This window comes from Alcanivorax jadensis T9, assembly GCF_000756655.1.
Classification (GTDB): domain Bacteria; phylum Pseudomonadota; class Gammaproteobacteria; order Pseudomonadales; family Alcanivoracaceae; genus Alcanivorax; species Alcanivorax jadensis.
Genome location: NZ_ARXU01000007.1, coordinates 111,950 through 127,265, shown reverse-complemented (window position 1 = coordinate 127,265; position 15,316 = coordinate 111,950). Strand labels below are relative to the sequence as shown.

Sequence of the window (15,316 nt, the reverse complement as noted above, 5' to 3'; positions counted from 1 at the left end):
GATATTCAAAATCGGTGAAGGGCTGCGCCATGTCTGAGCAGGACGTTTCGGTAGTAAAAATCCACACCACCCTGGTGGAAAAGATCAACTTCGCCTGCCACCAGAGCGCCTTCGCAGTGCTGCGTGAATTGCAGATCGAGAATCTGGATGAAGAGCAGGATCTGTCAGACCTGGCGGTGACATTAGAAGCCTCCCCGGCGTTTGTGAAGTCGAAGACCTGGACGGTTGACCGGTTGGCGGCGGGTGGTCTGCTGGCCATGAAGGACCGTGACCTGGAGCTGAATGGCGGTTTCCTGCTGGGGCTGACGGAATCCATGCGCGGTACGGTGACGATTCGAGTCACCCAAGCTGAGCAGTGCTTGGCCGAGTTGGTGATCCCGGTGGAGTTGCTGGCCTGTAATGAGTGGGGCGGAGCTACCTATATTCCTGAATTGCTGGCGGCGTTCTGCACGCCGAACGATCCGGCGGTGGACCGGTTGTTGGGCCAGGCCAGCCAGATTCTGCGCAAGGCGGGTAAGTCGGGCAGTATCAACGGCTACGATTCCGGCAGTCGTGAGCAGGTATGGCTGATGGCGTCGGCGATTTATTCCGCCATTGTGAAAATGCAGGTGGGTTATGCGTTGCCGCCCGCCAGTTTCGAGAGTAATGGCCAGAAAATCCGCCTGCCCAACCAGATTGAGAGCGCCAAGGTGGCGACCTGCCTGGATACCACCTTGTTGTTTGCCGCAGCGCTGGAGCAGGCCCAGCTGAATCCGCTGGTGATCCTTACCCAAGGACATGCGCTGGTGGGGCTATGGCTGGACAAGGAAGATCTATCCAGTGTGGTGGTGGATGAAGCGGAAACCCTGCGCCAGCGTATACCCCTGAAAGAACTGATCCTGATTGAAACCACTTTCCTGACCAACCACCCGGCGCCGCCTTTTTCTCAGGCGGTGAAAGACGGCAACAAGCAGGTGGCTCTGGATAAGGACAACGAATTTGTTGCGGCTATCGATATTCGTCGGGCACGGGCGCATCGCATTAATCCCATTAGCCTGAAGACACAGATTGCCGGGCTTGCCGAGTCCGCTGATGTGGAGGACGTGGTCGAGCCGGGACTGGAGGCAGCGCCGGTAGATTTGCCATCGGCCCCCGTGCATGTGGAAGAGGATGTGCCGGAGGATACGCCGGGCGGTCGCCTTGAGCGTTGGCAGCGCAAGCTGCTGGATCTGTCCGCGCGCAACCCGCTGTTGAATCAGAAGCCCAGCAAAAGCAGTTTGACCCTGGTGTGTCATGAGCCCGGTGAGTTGGAAGATGTGTTGGCCACCGGGGCGCGTATTTCCATTGCGCCTTTCCCGCAGTTAAAGACCCAGGATCAGGATTCGGATATTCACCGCCAGCGTACCGGCGAAGAGCTGAAGGAAGTGTATGCCCGCGATGCCCTGGCCAAGAAGCAGGTGCTGGTGGAGCTGACTCAGGACGATCTGGATAAACGGGCGGTGGAGATTTACCGCAAGGCGCAGACGTCGCTGAAGGAAGGCGGCTCCAATACCCTGTTTCTGGCAGTCGGTTTTCTATTGTGGAAGCCCAAGGACAAGGACAATCGCCGCTACCGTGCGCCTTTGATACTGCTGCCCGTATCTCTGGAGCGTAAGTCTGTGCGCAGTGGCGTGAAGATGGTGGCCAATGATGATGAGCCCCGTTTCAACACCACCTTGCTGGAACTGCTGAAAAAGGACTTCGGTATCGAGATCCATGGCCTCAGCGGTGCCTTGCCCGAGGACGACAGTGGTGTGGATGTGGCGGGTATCTGGAATCGGGTGCGCCATGCCATCAAGGAAGTACCCGGATTCGAGGTGGTGGAAGAGGTGGTGCTGGGTCACTTCTCCTTTGCCAAGTACCTGATGTGGAAGGATCTGGTGGATCGCTCCGAGGCGCTGAAAGAAAGCCCGGTGGTGCGGCACCTGCTGGATACGCCGCGTGAGGCGTATGAGAGCGACATTCGCTTTGTTGACCCCAAGGAGATTGACCAGGAATACACCCCGGCAGATCTGCTGTCGCCGTTGCCGGCGGATTCTTCCCAGATGGCGGCCATTGCCACGGCGGACAGGGGCAAGGATTTCGTCATTATTGGCCCTCCGGGTACCGGCAAGAGCCAGACCATCGGTAACCTGATTGCGCACATGCTGGGCAAGGGCAAGAAGGTGCTGTTTGTGTCCGAGAAGACTGCCGCACTGGAGGTGGTGCACCGGCGTCTCAAGGATATTGGCCTGGGCCAGTTCTGTCTTGAATTGCACTCGAACAAAGCCAGGAAGGCTGATGTGCTGGATCAGCTGCGCACCTCCTGGAATAGCGCTTCCCAGTCCACGGTCAGTGACTGGAAGGCCGAGGCGGAACGGCTAAAGGCACTGCGTGACCGCCTGAACCGAGTGGTGAATGCCCTGCATCAACGCCACCGTAATGGCCTGACGGCGCACTATGCCATCGGTGTAAAGGTGCGTGATGCCGACCTAGCGGCCAAGGTGAAGCTGAGTTGGCCAAATGCGGCCTATCACGACGAAGCGCAACTGCAGAAGCTGCGTGAAATGGCTGAGTTGCTGGCTGTTCAGGCCAAGGCCGTGGGTAATCTGGTAGACCACCCACTGGCATTGATCAGCAATTTTGACTGGCGGCCTCAGTGGGAAGAAGAGGTGGTGGGTGCCGCCCGCAGCCTGAAAGTCAGTGGGGCGCAGTTGACCGACAAATTGGCGTCGCTTGAGAAAGCCCTGGGCATCAGCCTGGGTGTGGTGAGCCTGGCCAAGGTGGCTGCCATGGCCGAGTGTGGTCAGGTATTGCTGGATGCCTACCGCCAGCAGGCCTCTTTTGCGCTGGAGCCGGATGCAACGGATCGACTGGATGCGCTGGAAGAAGCCGTCACACAGCTGAAGGCCTACATTGAGACGCAAGCGAAGCTGAGTTGCACCTATGAGCCGTTGGCTTGGCAGAAGCTGGATGCGGCGGTGCTGGGGCAAGCCTGGGCGGAAGCCAATGACTCCTGGTGGCCCAAGAGCTGGTTTGCCAAGCGCAAGGTCGTCAAGCAAATGCGGGAAGGCGGGGCGCAGGGTGATCCGGACCCGACCAATGATATTCCCGTGCTGAAACAGCTACGGGAAACCGGTGGCCAAATCGACCGTCTCGATGGCGTGCTGAAAGGCCTTCGGGAATGGGATTCCTATAACTCAGACCCCAGCGCCATGGCCGCGCTGAAGGCGCTTGGTTCACGGGCTCGTGTTGCGGTTGGCAAGCTGGCAGATGATGCGGAATCCCTGGCGACCCTGCGCGGCAAGATTCGCACGTTGCTTTATGATGCCAACGACCTGTTGGCACCGGATGCGCCAGTGGGGCGAACCATCAATGATTTCAAGGCGGCCTTCGAAGCCTTCTCTGCCAACAAGGAAAAGTTCGAAGCACTGATCGGTGCCTCGCTGGATGGTCGATTGCCTGAAGGTGTGGCCGCCCTTGAGTCTCTGGGCGTGCAATGTCAGGAAATTATCGATCATCACATCGCCCTGCGGGATTGGTGTGCTTGGGTGCGCCGTCGCTCCGAGGCACTGGACTTCCAGCTCGGCCCGCTGGTCGAAGCCATCGAAAATGGCTCTGTGCCCGCCTTCCAAGTGGAAGAGGTCTTCGAGGCCGCTTATTGCAGCTGGTGGTCGTCGGCGGTGATCGGTGAGGATGAGGTGCTGCGTACTTTCTCTTCTCCGGAGCATGAGGCGACGATTGAGAATTTCCGCGAGCTGGATACCCGGTTCAGTGATCTGACCGCGAAATATATTGCCGCAAATCTGGCGGGTGAGATCCCGCACCAGGAGACCACCAAGAAAAAATCGTCCTGGGGCGTGCTGGCGCATGAACTGCAGAAGAAGATGCGTCACAAACCGGTGCGGGAAATGATGGAAACCATCCCGGACGTGATCACGACGCTGGCCCCCTGCTTGATGATGTCGCCACTGTCGATTGCGCAATTCCTGTCCGCCGGGCAGGCTCAATTCGACGTGGTGATTTTCGATGAGGCTTCCCAGATCACCGTGTGGGATGCGGTGGGCTCTCTGGCCCGTGGCAAACAGGTGATTGTGGCCGGTGATCCGAAACAGATGCCGCCCACCAACTTCTTTGGTCGTTCTGATGATGACCCGGATGGCGATATCGACGGCGAGGGGGATCTGGAAAGTATCCTGGATGAACTGATCGGTGCGAGTATTCCCCAGCGCGTGCTGAACCTGCATTACCGTTCCCGAAGAGAAAGCCTGATTGCCTTCTCCAATAGCCGCTATTACGACAGCTCCCTGATTACCTTCCCGGCGCCAGTGCACCCTGACAAGGGGGTGTCACTGGTGAAACCGGAAGGCTTCTACGCCCGAGGCAAGGCGCGTCATAACCAAGGTGAGGCCAAGGCCATCGTGGCGGAGATCGTGCGTCGATTGACTTCAGACGACCCCGCTGTTCGTAGCCAGTCCATTGGGGTGGTGACGTTCAATACCGAGCAGCAGAGTCTGATTGAGGATCTGCTTGATAAGGCAAGAGCGGAAGACCCGGGCATCGAATGGGCCTTCTCCGAGGACGAGCTGGAACCGGTGTTCGTGAAGAACCTGGAAACCGTGCAAGGGGATGAGCGGGATGTGATCCTGTTCAGTATCACCTATGGTCCGGATGAAGCCGGTCACGTCACCATGAACTTCGGCCCTCTCAACCGTACCGGTGGTGAGCGCCGCTTGAACGTGGCCATGACCCGCGCCCGTTCCGAAATGGTGGTGTTCTCCACCATGCCGCCGGAACGTATTGATCTGGCCCGCACCCAGGCACGCGCCGTGGCGGACCTCAAGCACTTCCTGGAATACGCTGAACGTGGTGCCTCCGCCTTGGGCGCGGCGGTACACGGCTCCATGGGTGACTTTGAATCCCCCTTCGAAGTGGCCGTGGCCAGAGGGCTGCAGGAAAAAGGCTGGACAGTGCATCCCCAGATTGGCGTCTCCGCCTACCGCATCGACATGGGTATTGTTCACCCCGACAAGCCCGGCATTTATCTGGCCGGAATCGAGTGCGATGGCGCCATGTACCACAGCTCTGCCTATGCCCGAGAGCGCGACAAGATCCGCCAGGGTGTATTGGAAGGGTTGGGCTGGACGCTGTTCAGGGTGTGGTCTACTGACTGGTGGACGAATAAGCATAAGGCTCTTGAAGAGCTGGATGTGATGCTGAAAGCGCGACTGGCAGCGTCTGAGTAATTAGGAAATATCAATAAGGCTTTTGCGGGGGTAGATCTGACAGTCTGACCGCTCGGTGTAAAAGGATGAATGTTATGTTTAATAGAAAGCTACTAATGCTTGCATCACCGGCTGCCTATTTTGCGTTGGAGGCGTACGAAAAGGGGGTTGGTAATGGTAGGGAGGTGCCCGAGCCAGAGAGAAAAAAGCCGGGGATGTCTGATAAGGAAAAGAATTTGGCTATTTTTCAGGCTGCATTGATTGGCTCGGCAGCTCATTCGGATGGAATTCTTCATAGCGAGCAAGAAGAGTTACTTAAAACGTACATTGATGGAATATGTTCCACCTACTCAGGGGTCTCTGATGAGCTTTTGTTAAAGATAAGAAGCTTGCTTTCCAGAACTGTGCCATTTTCAGAACTAAGAGATATTTTGGGAGCTGTTGATAAGAGTGCAAATGGCTTTCTTGAACTTAGAAATAAGGTGAGTGATGTAGTAAAGGCAAACTCGCGTGTTGTTGATGCGGAGAGGGCGTTTGTTTTTAAATGTGAGCTCTTGTTCGAAGGCATGCCGGATGTGCATATTTTCAAATACAAAATTCATATTTCTGAAAGTGATATTGATACCGAGTACATGAGTTGCTTGAGCAGTGAAGATGTGAGGAGCCGTTTCCCAGAAACAGATGTTACTGCATTGAACGATGGTGTTCTCTACACGGTTCACCCATCTAGTGCCTCAGAGCTGGTGCCTTTTGAATATCTTCTGAGCGATAGTTTTGCTGCCAGCAAGCATTCTGAGCTTATTAATGCCGCCAGAGAGGCGGGAGCGAGCCGAATAAGAATTGAAGTCGCATCATCTCAGTCAGGTAAGTGTCAGTCGGGTAAGAAGGCTGGCCTGGATATGGAAGTGAAAGTCCATGAAGACGCAGGAACGGACTCTGCCCGCTGTAGTGCTGGTGTTTCCGGAAACAGGATGATCGATGACTTTCATAGCCTTGATGAGGGAAAGGTCATCGAGTATGAGTTTGAAGGGAATAGGCCATCTGGTTGGTTTAACTTTAAAGGGCAGTCTGCGGATCAGATTCTTTCTCAGTCAAGGTGGCTTAAAGAGGATGATAATTTAGTTACCTTGGTTAAAGGTTTTTTTGGAAAAAATAGGCTTGTTTCTCATAGTTTTGAGACTGATTATTCAGCGGTTGGGAAGGGCATGAAACTTGGAGGGATAGCCGCGAAATGTGATTTTCCAATGGTAAAAGCCAGCTTGTCTCACGACTGTGAGGAAAGGCGAGAGGAAATGATGAAAAGAAATTTACGTTACTACGTGGATTTTAGGAAAAGGTAAGAATGAATCGCCACCGTTTGAGCCGAGTCGAAATTTTGGATGACCCGGTGCAGGGCATGCGGGCATTTGATCTCAATAGCTACCTGCGTAATGGCAATATGAATCTCCCTTACGGAGAGCGGATTTCTCTTGAGCTTCTATTTTACGATCAGGCGGGGGCCACCTTTACGAAACCCCTCTCCATCAGAGCCAAAAGCTGGCTCAGTATGACGAGGGGGTTATTAAAATGACGGTAGATGTTGAGCATACGGAAGAACTGAAATGGTGGATTCTCGGCTTTGGTGCCAAGGTCGCCGTGCTTGCCCCGGCATCACTCCGTGACGAGATAAAGGCTGAACTGGATACGGCGGTGCTGCGCTATCGGTAGTTGAGGTGGGGGTTATTCGCCCCCGCTCACTTTTGCCGAAAGGGCCTCTTTCAGGCTGGTTGACTGCTTTGAGACACTGGTGTCTTGGTTGGCCTCATTGCGATAAAACTCCTCCGTAACCTGAAGCCCCTCATCCTCTGAATACTCGAACTGCGCATTCATCAGGCCTGCCTGAGCAACCTTGTCTAACTCGGCCTGATTGATTCCCAGATTCACCTGAGCCTGGGATTCTTCCCTGGCATGGGTGACAGCCCCTTTCATGGATTGTTCTGCACGTAGGGTCAGATCCACGTAGTAGATCGGTGCCCGGTGGCTCTGGGCGGTGCTCTTGCCGCGTAGCTTAAGCTCTAAGGGCAGGGAGGCCAGGTTGCCGCCACTGATGGCGTGGAAGTAGCGCAGTCGTGCGGCCAGGGTGCGGATGCTGTTGTAGCCGGTGGTCCGGAACACGAAGCAGCCCAGTTCATCCTCTTCCCCGATCCGTACATACAGCCGCCCGTAGGGTTTGCACAGCCCATGGCTGCCGTAGTCACAGAGGTCCGGTGATGGGCAGGGTAGGGATTCCAGGCCGTTCTCGGTATGGCGTCGGCAAGTCTCTCCGTTGCCTGCACACAGCGGCCTGCCGCTCTTGCGGTCAAAGAAGGTGTATTCCGCCCGTAGGTTCAGGTCAGGGTCATTGAAGGGCAGGGTGACGGGAATGCTTCGTAGCTTTTTGCCCTGTACCTCCTGGCGCAGGGCCTCATCCAGCGGGTGCGGTAGCCAGCCGTCCCGGGCCTGTATTTGGGTGGTGATGGTGAATTGGTCGTCTTTCTCCGGCAGACGCTTGCCGTTCTTCTCCACTACGCGACCGATGCTAATGCGGCCAATGACGGGTGGGGTAATCGCGAGTCCTTTAATCATGGGATTCTCCTGATGGATAACAGGCATAGGCGCAGCCGGGCCAAGCCCGGCTGTTATGCCGTGAGTCGTAGAGGTTAAGCATTGGGACGAACCAGGAAGCGACGGCTCCCGGCTTTGTGCTTGGGGTATTGCTTGAGCAGATCCGGCTGGTCCTGCAGCAGGGCTTTGGTGTCCAGGCTGGTGGAGTCCTTGCTGCGCTTCCAGGTCACGGAGCCCTCCGTGAAGGTGGCCTTGCTGGCCAGCCCCATGGATTGCTGGATGCGTTGTTTGAGGGTGGATTCCCGCTCGGTCAGTCGGCTCAGCGTGTCACGTAAATCCAGTAGCTCATTGAAATCGCCTTCCATGGCAGGGTTGTCCGCCAGGTTGACGGTCTCGCCCTGATCGCGAGGATAGAGCGCCTGCAGGGCCTGACCGGCAGAGCCGGAGCCATCCGGGTCCGGTGGGGTGTCGGCTTCTACCAACTGCCAGAACTCCCGCTCCAGCTCGTACAGGTGAGCGATTAACGCCTCATCCCGCTTGATGCGGTGAATCTGCAGCTCCTGCCCGCAGATCAATACGGCCACATCGGCTGCTTGCTTGCCGGTGACGGCCAGCTGATGCTGCACCTGACACTGGATGTACTCGGGAACCCCGTCCGCCCAGAGCTTGGCGCCGTACTGGCCAGTGGTCTTGCACTCCAGGATCTGTACATCGTCATTACCGACGACGGCGTAATCTAGGTTGGCCAGCATCCAGGGCTTGTCGTCATCCGGATGCTGCAGCACGGCATTCACCCGCCGTACTTTGTTGCCAGTGATCTTGGCGTAAGCCTCGGCTACCTTCGGCTCCAGCAGGGTGCCCCAGTACAGGGGGGATTGAATGTCATCGGGATCAGGGGCGGGCAACAGAGCATCCCGCCCGGTCTTGATCATCCACAGTTCCAGTGGCGACTGGTACGGGCTGATGCCCACTGCCGCTGCGGCATCACTGGCGCCGATACCTTGCTTACGGATCTTCAGCCAGTCTTCGCGGCTCATGCGTTTGGTGGACACCAGGCGCAGGGCAGGGCGCTGGGTGGGAATCGTGCTTTTCGGTTGTGCCATGAGTGTTCTCCTGACAAAGAAAAGCCCCGGCACAATGGCCGGGGCTAGAAGTAAGGGAAGGGGATGGAATGCGAGAGATGCCAAACTGACATCATGTGGCGTGCCCTGACGACGAGGGCGACTCATCGCCCATCTCGAAGAAGTCATTCACTAGCGCTTCGATATAACGCTCAGCCTGTTTGTTGCTTGGCAGATGGCCAGTAGTGAGCAGTTGCTCACCCAGCCACTCGCCTAACTCACTGACCACTTCGTACTCGAAGATGCCGGGGCGGCCACGGGGCTGATACCAGATGTGGGAGACCGTCTGCCAAAGCGGGTCCAGGTATTCACAGGACGCGATGATCAGCTCGATGCAGCCACTGTCCCAGGCTTCCAGTATCCGGCGGGGCCGGCCAGGATCGCCGGGGTGGCACATCAGGCCTTCATGCAGGAACGCACCCCACACCGCTGACAGTTCAGCAGGCATAGGGCGACAGTCCCATACCGCCAACAGGCGGTAGAGCCATTTCAGATTCATGGTGTTCTCCAGTTGTCTTTTAAAAGGAAGTAGAGAGAGGGGAGAGGTAAGCGGTCAGCGTGGATCAGGCGAGCAGCAGAGAAGTTTGCTCCAGAGCACGCTGCTTGATCTGGGCTCCCTTGCCGAACCAGGCAGAGTCCAGCCGGTTGTCGGTACTGCGAGCGCGGCGTTCATGGTCCACGAACTCGGTGACCGCATTCAGCAGGCCGTAGGCCGTGTTCTTGGCGGACGCCAGCTCAGACCCGCGACCGGCACCCTCATACAGAGCCATGGCTTTCTTCATGGCCTGTTCGTTGGCCTTCACCGGCATGCCAGGTGGCTGATAGCCGGTATCCGTGAAGATGGTCTGCATGACCTTCTCGGCGGTCTTGCGGGTGATGCGCCGCTCGCTAAGGGCCTTCAGGCGATACATGAAGTCATCCCAGGCAGAGACGGAAATCCCCAGCTGCTTCTTGACCGCTTGCGGATCGAAGGTGGTGCTGTGGCGGACCTTCACCGCATGCGTGTTGCCATTCAGCGCTACCGCGAGGGTGTTGTTACACACCACCCGAATACTGGTGAACTGCGCCGTGGTCGCCAGGGTGCCGTCACAGGCCGTGGCCAGCAGCACGTAGCCGTTGGTTTGGTCATTGCCTGCCAAGGAGCCTGTTTGCCCAGTGCGAGCCAGCGCCCACAGCTTGCGGCCCCCTTTCAGGACGCCCGCCGTCTCCAGCTCAAAGCCGGATTGCTCGGTGAGATCGCGGTAGAACTCCAGTACCTCACGGGGCTGAACCACCTTGAAGCGGTTACTCACTACCGACAGCGGTGCCTGATTGTCGGAGCGGAACAGCACCTTCTGATCCGGGAAGGAAGAAATCTGCCCGAGAGTGCCTGCCTCGCTACTGATAAAGCGCACCGGGGTCTCACGGATCTCCCAATCCATGCCGGCTTCGCGCATCCAGACTTCCAGCGGTTGTTGGCTGGCCAGCTGGTTGCCCAGCCCGTGCCAGGGTGTGCGGCCCACATAGGCCATGTTTTCGACAAGATGTGCCATGGTGAATCTCCAATGAATAATGAGAGGGTGATGAGAAAGGAAGGGGTTAAACCATGCCGCGTTCGGCCAGGCTGACCCACTCGGAACGGGACACCACAAAGTGGTCGAGCACCCGCACATCAATCAGTGCGAGGGCATCAGACAGGCGCTTGGTGATTTGCTGATCTGCCCGTGAGGGCTCACAGCAGCCGGAGGGGTGGTTGTGGGCAAAGATCACGGCGGCGGCATTGCACGCTAAGGCGTGCTGTACGACCACGCGGGGATACACCGCCGCGCCATCAATGGTGCCGGTGAACAGGGTCTCGAAACTGAGCACCTTGTGTTTGTTGTTGAGGAAGATGGCGGAGAAGACTTCGTTCTTCTCTTGGGCCAGCGCCAGCTGCAGGAACTGCGCGACATCGGTGGGTGCCGTGAGCGCCTCCCGGCTCGTCAGGTCATCCAGCAGAATAGTGACTGCCGTACTGACAATCTCCTCGGGCTTCACGCAGCCCTGTACGTGGTACAGGCCCTGCTCGTTCTTTACGAAAGTGGGGATATCCATTTAGGCCTCCAAAGGGACATAAAGAAGCCCGCACAAGGCGGGCTTCAAGAGAGAGGTAAGGGCGGGGTTACTCGGCATCGAGGCGGAAGCTATGTCCGCAATCCAGGCATTCCAGGTTGTCGAGATAGGTCTCGTCGAGCTTGGCGCCCAGGGCTGCACCGGCTTCACCGCCAGCCACACCTCCCGCCAGCCCACCAAGCACCGCACCGGCGATGCCGCCGATGGCAGAGCCCGCAGGCCCAAACGCCATGCCGACGGTGGCTCCTACGCGAGCTCCGCTAGTCGCCATGGCAACGCCGCTGGCTGCGCCAGCAACAGTTCCAACAGAACCGCCAACCTTGCGGCCATTCTGCAAGGCGGCGACCCGGATGGAGCGGCAGGACGGACATTGAATGATCATGAAACCTCCATGAGACAGGGTCAGGAAGGCCATTCCTTCCTGGCTTCATGGGGGTGATATATGCCTGAAAAAATCTGGAATCGTGGGCCGCCAGTTAGGGGTTGGTGTCGTGTTCATACTGGCTGCCTTTACTTCAGCAGGGCTTTATATTGGCATTCAGAGCTGAGATACTAACGAGGTATATACGTTATTAGTATCTTGTCGTGAGGTCGGCCATGAGCAAAGAAGCGGTTTTCACAATGAAGCTGGAGTCAGAACTTCGGGCTGAATTTATTGCTGTGGCAGAGGCGGAGCATCGGCCGGCTTCGCAAATCGTGCGTGAATTGATGCGTGGTTACGTTTCCCGGAAGCGGCAGGAGCAGGAATACCAGGATTTTCTGAGGGGCAAGGTGGAAGCCGGTCGGGCAGAGATGCTGGCTGGTGAGGGGCGCGCCAACGATGAGGTGGAGGCTGACTTCGCGGCACGCAGGGCTGCTGCGGTGGGTGACGGTAAGGCCGGCGCATGAGGGTAATCTGGACCACTCAGGCCCAGAAAGACCGTCTCGCAATCTGGGAGTATATCGCGGCGAATAATCCGGTTGCGGCAGGTGACATGGATATGCGGTTCTCGGAGGCGGCAAGATTGCTGGCAGACCACCCCGAGATGGGGAGAGAGGGGGAGGTGCCTGGCACGCGGGAACTGTTCCCCCATGAACATTATCGGCTGGTCTATGAGGTTTATCAGGAGGCAGTTTGGGTGCTTACATTGGTGCATACGGCCAGGCTATGGCCCAAGCCGATGTCAGATAAAGGTGGGGCGCCAGACTGAGATCGGAAGAGCCCATGGTTTTTCGCTGTTCAATGACTTGTTTTGGATGCCTGCGCTATACTGCCGCCCGCAAGGGGTTCGGGTCCCATTTTTAGGTCATTTTCAGTGGGGCCAACAGCGGGGCCAACACCTTAAAAGGCTTTTTAATATTTAGTGGATTCAGATGGTTAGGGCGGTATTTGAGTCCGGCCTCTGTACCAAACGAATAAAAAAGCCCGCTTAGTGCGGGCTTTTTTATGGGCGCAGCATGCACAGGCTGGTTGCCAAGTGCAGAACCGCCCGACGCTGAATGGGAGTGACCCGATGGAACAGCTGCAACCTGCCGGTTTGTTGAAACGTCTTATGGCGCTGGTTTATGACGGTTTTCTGGTGCTGGCGCTGTGGTTCGTGACCGCCGGTATCTTTGTGCTGGTGTATCCCCACACCGGTTTGCCGGAGGAATCCATTAACGGCGTGACCCGTGCGGCGCCCGGTTACCTGAAAGGTATTCTATTGCCCCTGTTGCTGGTGGAGACCTGGCTGTTTTATGCCTGGTTCTGGATGCGCGGCGGGCAGACGCTGGGCATGCGTGCCTGGCGGTTGCAGGTGCAGGATTACCGGGGTGGATCGGTCAAGTTGTGGCAGACCGTGGTCCGTTTTCTGGGCGCCTGTGTTTCCTGGGCGCTATTCGGCGCCGGTTATCTGGTGGTGCTGATCGCTCCTCATCAGACACTGCACGACCGCCTGTCCGCCACTGCCACGGTGGAATTGCCGAAAAAGCCGAAGAAGAGCTGATTTTCCCCTCGCACTTTATTCGCGAAGCCCTTTCACGCTGACGCGTGATTCGTCCCTCAAGAGGAACTCCTACAGCAACGCCGTAGAGGTCTTGATGAAGGGTGTTTTTTCCTCGTGGCAGAGCAGGTATCCTTGCCTCCCCCTATAGCTTCCGTGCCGGTACAGTACGTGAACGTCGACGATTTTGATTTTGATCTTCCTGACGGGCTGATTGCCCGCCATCCTCCCGCCGAGCGTCGTGATGCCCGCCTGTTGGCGCTGACCTGTGATGCCCTCCAGCACCAGCAATTCCCGGATCTGCTCTCCCACGTGCACCCTGGTGATCTGCTGATTTTCAATGACACCCGGGTGATTCCGGCCCGCCTGTTTGGCCAGAAGGAAAGCGGCGGCAAGGTGGAAGTGCTGATTGAGCGGGTGGTGGATGAACGCGAGGCTCTGGCCCATGTGCGTGCTTCCAAGTCGCCGAAGCCGGGTACCTGGCTGCAATTTGATGAGGGCGTGCGAGCGCAGGTGACCGGGCGTCGTGATGCCCTGTTTATCCTCCTGTTTCAGGGTTGCGACACCCTGTTGGGGGCACTGGAGCGTATCGGCCACGTACCCTTGCCACCTTATATTGACCGGCCCGATGAAGCCGGGGACATGGAGCGCTACCAGACGGTCTATGCCCGCGAACCGGGTGCGGTAGCGGCCCCTACCGCCGGCCTGCATTTTGACGATGAGATGCTGGCGGCTCTGGAACAGCACGGGGTGGATATCGGGTTTGTCACCCTTCATGTCGGCGCCGGCACGTTTCAGCCGGTGCGGGTGGACAAGGTGGAAGACCACCACATGCACAGTGAGCGTTATCAGATTCCCGATTCACTGGTGGAGCAGGTGGCGCAGGCCCATGCCCGGGGTGGCCGGGTTGTGGCGGTGGGTACCACTGCGCTGCGCGCCCTGGAAGCGGCCAGTCAGACCGGTGGTTTGGTGGCGGGGCAGGGCGAGACCGAGATCTTTATCTATCCGGGCTACCGGTTCCGGTTGGTGGATTGCCTGGTGACCAATTTCCATCTTCCCAAGTCCACCCTGCTGATGCTGATCAGCGCCTTCGCCGGTCGTGAGCGGGTAATGGCGGCTTACCAGGCGGCCATTGACGCGCAATATCGTTTCTTCAGTTACGGCGATGCCATGTTTATTGAGCGGGTGGCTGTGCCTCCCGCAGAGGGGCTTTGAATGTCTCGAATGCAGTTCTCTCTCAACAAGACCGATGGCGCCGCGCGACGTGGGCATCTCACTTTCCCGCGCGGCACCATCCAGACCCCGGCGTTCATGCCGGTGGGGACCTATGGCACCGTCAAGGGGATGCTGCCCAGGGATCTGGCCGATACCGGCGCCGAAATCTGCCTGGGCAATACCTTCCACCTGATGCTGCGTCCCGGCACGGAAGTGATTGAAGCTCACGGTTCACTGCATGGTTTCATGCAGTGGGACAAGCCGATTCTCACCGATTCCGGCGGTTTTCAGGTATTCAGCCTGGGCGACATGCGCAAGATTTCCGAGCAGGGGGTGGTGTTCAAGAACCCCATCAACGGTGACCGGGTGGAACTGACTCCGGAAAAGGCCATGCAGGTGCAGCGTTCCCTGGGCAGCGATATCTGCATGATCTTTGACGAATGCACGCCATTCCCTGCCACCGAGCAGCAGGCCCGGGATTCCATGCAGCTGTCCCTGCGCTGGGCCCAGCGTTCAAAAGAGGCTCATGAGGGTAATGATGCGGCCTGTTTCGGCATCGTCCAGGGTGGCATGTACGACAACCTGCGCCAGGAGTCCCTGGCCGGGCTGGTGGATATCGGTTTTGACGGTTATGCCATTGGCGGCCTCAGCGTGGGCGAGCCCCAGGAAGAGATGCTGCGCACCTTGGGTGCCATTGCCCCGCATATGCCGGAAGATCGTCCCCGTTACCTGATGGGCGTGGGCAAGCCGGACGACATCGTTGAGGCGGTCCGGCGCGGTGTGGACATGTTCGATTGTGTGATGCCCACCCGTAATGCCCGTAACGGGCACCTGTTTACTGCCGAAGGCGTGGTGAAAATCCGCAACGCCCGGCATCGTCACGATCTGGCTCCCCTGGAGTCGGATTGTGACTGCTATACCTGCCAGCATTTCTCGCGCAGCTATCTGCATCACCTGGATCGCTGCAACGAAATGCTGGGCTCCCAGCTCAATACCATCCACAACCTGCGTTATTATCAGCGGCTGATGGCTGGATTGCGGGGGGCCATTGAAGGGGGTACATTGTCCGCCTTTGTGGACGACTTCTACGCAGCGCGAGGCCAACAAACCCCCGCGTTGTAGC

General features: G+C 57.7%; 15 protein-coding genes. 9 read left to right on the top strand and 6 right to left on the bottom strand.

The features are described 5' to 3' along the window. Positions 1 to 29: 29 nt before the first annotated feature. From T9A_RS10735 to T9A_RS17390, 4 genes are all read left to right on the top strand, one after another. Positions 30 to 5,243, top strand: a complete 5,214-nt coding sequence (locus T9A_RS10735; protein ID WP_035248259.1) for an anti-phage protein ProA — start codon at positions 30 to 32, stop codon at positions 5,241 to 5,243. A 74-nt stretch (positions 5,244 to 5,317) separates the two neighbouring features. Further along, positions 5,318 to 6,562, top strand: a complete 1,245-nt coding sequence (locus tag T9A_RS10730; RefSeq protein ID WP_035248187.1) for a hypothetical protein — start codon at positions 5,318 to 5,320, stop codon at positions 6,560 to 6,562. Between the two features lie 2 nt (positions 6,563 to 6,564). Then, positions 6,565 to 6,792, top strand: coding sequence for a hypothetical protein (locus T9A_RS16635; protein WP_052042817.1), 228 nt, complete (start codon positions 6,565 to 6,567; stop codon positions 6,790 to 6,792). Continuing rightward, the gene (locus T9A_RS17390) at positions 6,702 to 6,929 is read left to right on the top strand and encodes a WCX domain-containing protein (RefSeq protein ID WP_084573475.1); all 228 of its coding nucleotides are present in this window, start codon (positions 6,702 to 6,704) and stop codon (positions 6,927 to 6,929) included. Before T9A_RS16635 ends, T9A_RS17390 begins: the two co-directional genes overlap by 91 nt. Positions 6,930 to 6,941: 12 nt before the next feature. Here the strand turns inward: T9A_RS17390 and T9A_RS10720 are convergent, their stop codons facing one another. The 6 genes from T9A_RS10720 to T9A_RS10695 form a co-directional block, all read right to left on the bottom strand. Continuing rightward, a complete protein-coding gene (locus tag T9A_RS10720; protein ID WP_035248185.1) occupies positions 6,942 to 7,826 on the bottom strand; it encodes a recombination directionality factor in 885 nt (294 codons plus the stop codon). Between the two features lie 74 nt (positions 7,827 to 7,900). Continuing rightward, a complete protein-coding gene (locus T9A_RS10715) occupies positions 7,901 to 8,908 on the bottom strand; it encodes a YqaJ viral recombinase family nuclease (RefSeq protein WP_035248182.1) in 1,008 nt (335 codons plus the stop codon). Positions 8,909 to 8,999: 91 nt separating this feature from the next. Further along, positions 9,000 to 9,425, bottom strand: a complete 426-nt coding sequence (locus T9A_RS10710; RefSeq protein ID WP_052042814.1) for a hypothetical protein — start codon at positions 9,423 to 9,425, stop codon at positions 9,000 to 9,002. A 64-nt stretch (positions 9,426 to 9,489) separates the two neighbouring features. Next, positions 9,490 to 10,458 (bottom strand): TIGR03299 family phage/plasmid-derived protein, encoded by a 969-nt coding sequence (locus T9A_RS10705; RefSeq protein WP_035248180.1) that lies wholly within the window; start codon positions 10,456 to 10,458, stop codon positions 9,490 to 9,492. Between the two features lie 46 nt (positions 10,459 to 10,504). Continuing rightward, positions 10,505 to 10,999 carry a RadC family protein gene (gene radC, locus T9A_RS10700; RefSeq protein WP_035248178.1) on the bottom strand — a complete coding sequence of 165 codons (495 nt, stop codon included), beginning with the start codon at positions 10,997 to 10,999 and terminating at the stop codon, positions 10,505 to 10,507. Positions 11,000 to 11,066: 67 nt separating this feature from the next. Then, positions 11,067 to 11,399 (bottom strand): hypothetical protein, encoded by a 333-nt coding sequence (locus T9A_RS10695; protein WP_035248255.1) that lies wholly within the window; start codon positions 11,397 to 11,399, stop codon positions 11,067 to 11,069. A gap of 215 nt (positions 11,400 to 11,614) precedes the next feature. Here T9A_RS10695 and T9A_RS10690 point away from each other — a divergent pair, with 215 nt between their 5' ends. The 5 genes from T9A_RS10690 to tgt all read left to right on the top strand — a co-directional run bounded on the left by T9A_RS10690 (position 11,615) and on the right by tgt (position 15,315). Further along, positions 11,615 to 11,905, top strand: a complete 291-nt coding sequence (locus tag T9A_RS10690; RefSeq protein WP_035248176.1) for a hypothetical protein — start codon at positions 11,615 to 11,617, stop codon at positions 11,903 to 11,905. Beyond that, positions 11,902 to 12,207, top strand: coding sequence for a type II toxin-antitoxin system RelE/ParE family toxin (locus T9A_RS10685; RefSeq protein WP_035248174.1), 306 nt, complete (start codon positions 11,902 to 11,904; stop codon positions 12,205 to 12,207). The genes T9A_RS10690 and T9A_RS10685 overlap by 4 nt, the downstream gene beginning before the upstream one ends. A 303-nt stretch (positions 12,208 to 12,510) precedes the next feature. Continuing rightward, positions 12,511 to 12,981: an RDD family protein gene (locus T9A_RS10680; protein ID WP_035248172.1), complete on the top strand. Its 471-nt coding sequence runs from the start codon at positions 12,511 to 12,513 to the stop codon at positions 12,979 to 12,981. A gap of 168 nt (positions 12,982 to 13,149) precedes the next feature. After that, entirely contained in the window at positions 13,150 to 14,193 is a 1,044-nt protein-coding gene (queA, locus tag T9A_RS10675; protein WP_035248170.1) for a tRNA preQ1(34) S-adenosylmethionine ribosyltransferase-isomerase QueA, read from the top strand. 9 nt (positions 14,194 to 14,202) lie between these two features. Next, positions 14,203 to 15,315 (top strand): tRNA guanosine(34) transglycosylase Tgt, encoded by a 1,113-nt coding sequence (gene tgt, locus T9A_RS10670; protein ID WP_035248254.1) that lies wholly within the window; start codon positions 14,203 to 14,205, stop codon positions 15,313 to 15,315. Position 15,316 lies beyond the last annotated feature (1 nt).

What these genes read in the sequence shown, in the direction of transcription:
- T9A_RS10680 (WP_035248172.1), top strand. Translation starts at nt 12,511, where the DNA reads ATGGAACAGCTGCAACCTGCCGGTTTGTTGAAACGTCTTATGGCGCTG.
- T9A_RS10715 (WP_035248182.1), bottom strand. Translation starts at nt 8,908, where the DNA reads ATGGCACAACCGAAAAGCACGATTCCCACCCAGCGCCCTGCCCTGCGC.
- radC (WP_035248178.1), bottom strand. Translation starts at nt 10,999, where the DNA reads ATGGATATCCCCACTTTCGTAAAGAACGAGCAGGGCCTGTACCACGTA.
- T9A_RS10690 (WP_035248176.1), top strand. Translation starts at nt 11,615, where the DNA reads ATGAGCAAAGAAGCGGTTTTCACAATGAAGCTGGAGTCAGAACTTCGG.
- T9A_RS10720 (WP_035248185.1), bottom strand. Translation starts at nt 7,826, where the DNA reads ATGATTAAAGGACTCGCGATTACCCCACCCGTCATTGGCCGCATTAGC.
- T9A_RS10685 (WP_035248174.1), top strand. Translation starts at nt 11,902, where the DNA reads ATGAGGGTAATCTGGACCACTCAGGCCCAGAAAGACCGTCTCGCAATC.
- T9A_RS10705 (WP_035248180.1), bottom strand. Translation starts at nt 10,458, where the DNA reads ATGGCACATCTTGTCGAAAACATGGCCTATGTGGGCCGCACACCCTGG.
- T9A_RS10735 (WP_035248259.1), top strand. Translation starts at nt 30, where the DNA reads ATGTCTGAGCAGGACGTTTCGGTAGTAAAAATCCACACCACCCTGGTG.
- T9A_RS16635 (WP_052042817.1), top strand. Translation starts at nt 6,565, where the DNA reads ATGAATCGCCACCGTTTGAGCCGAGTCGAAATTTTGGATGACCCGGTG.
- T9A_RS10710 (WP_052042814.1), bottom strand. Translation starts at nt 9,425, where the DNA reads ATGAATCTGAAATGGCTCTACCGCCTGTTGGCGGTATGGGACTGTCGC.
- T9A_RS10695 (WP_035248255.1), bottom strand. Translation starts at nt 11,399, where the DNA reads ATGATCATTCAATGTCCGTCCTGCCGCTCCATCCGGGTCGCCGCCTTG.
- T9A_RS10730 (WP_035248187.1), top strand. Translation starts at nt 5,318, where the DNA reads ATGTTTAATAGAAAGCTACTAATGCTTGCATCACCGGCTGCCTATTTT.
- tgt (WP_035248254.1), top strand. Translation starts at nt 14,203, where the DNA reads ATGCAGTTCTCTCTCAACAAGACCGATGGCGCCGCGCGACGTGGGCAT.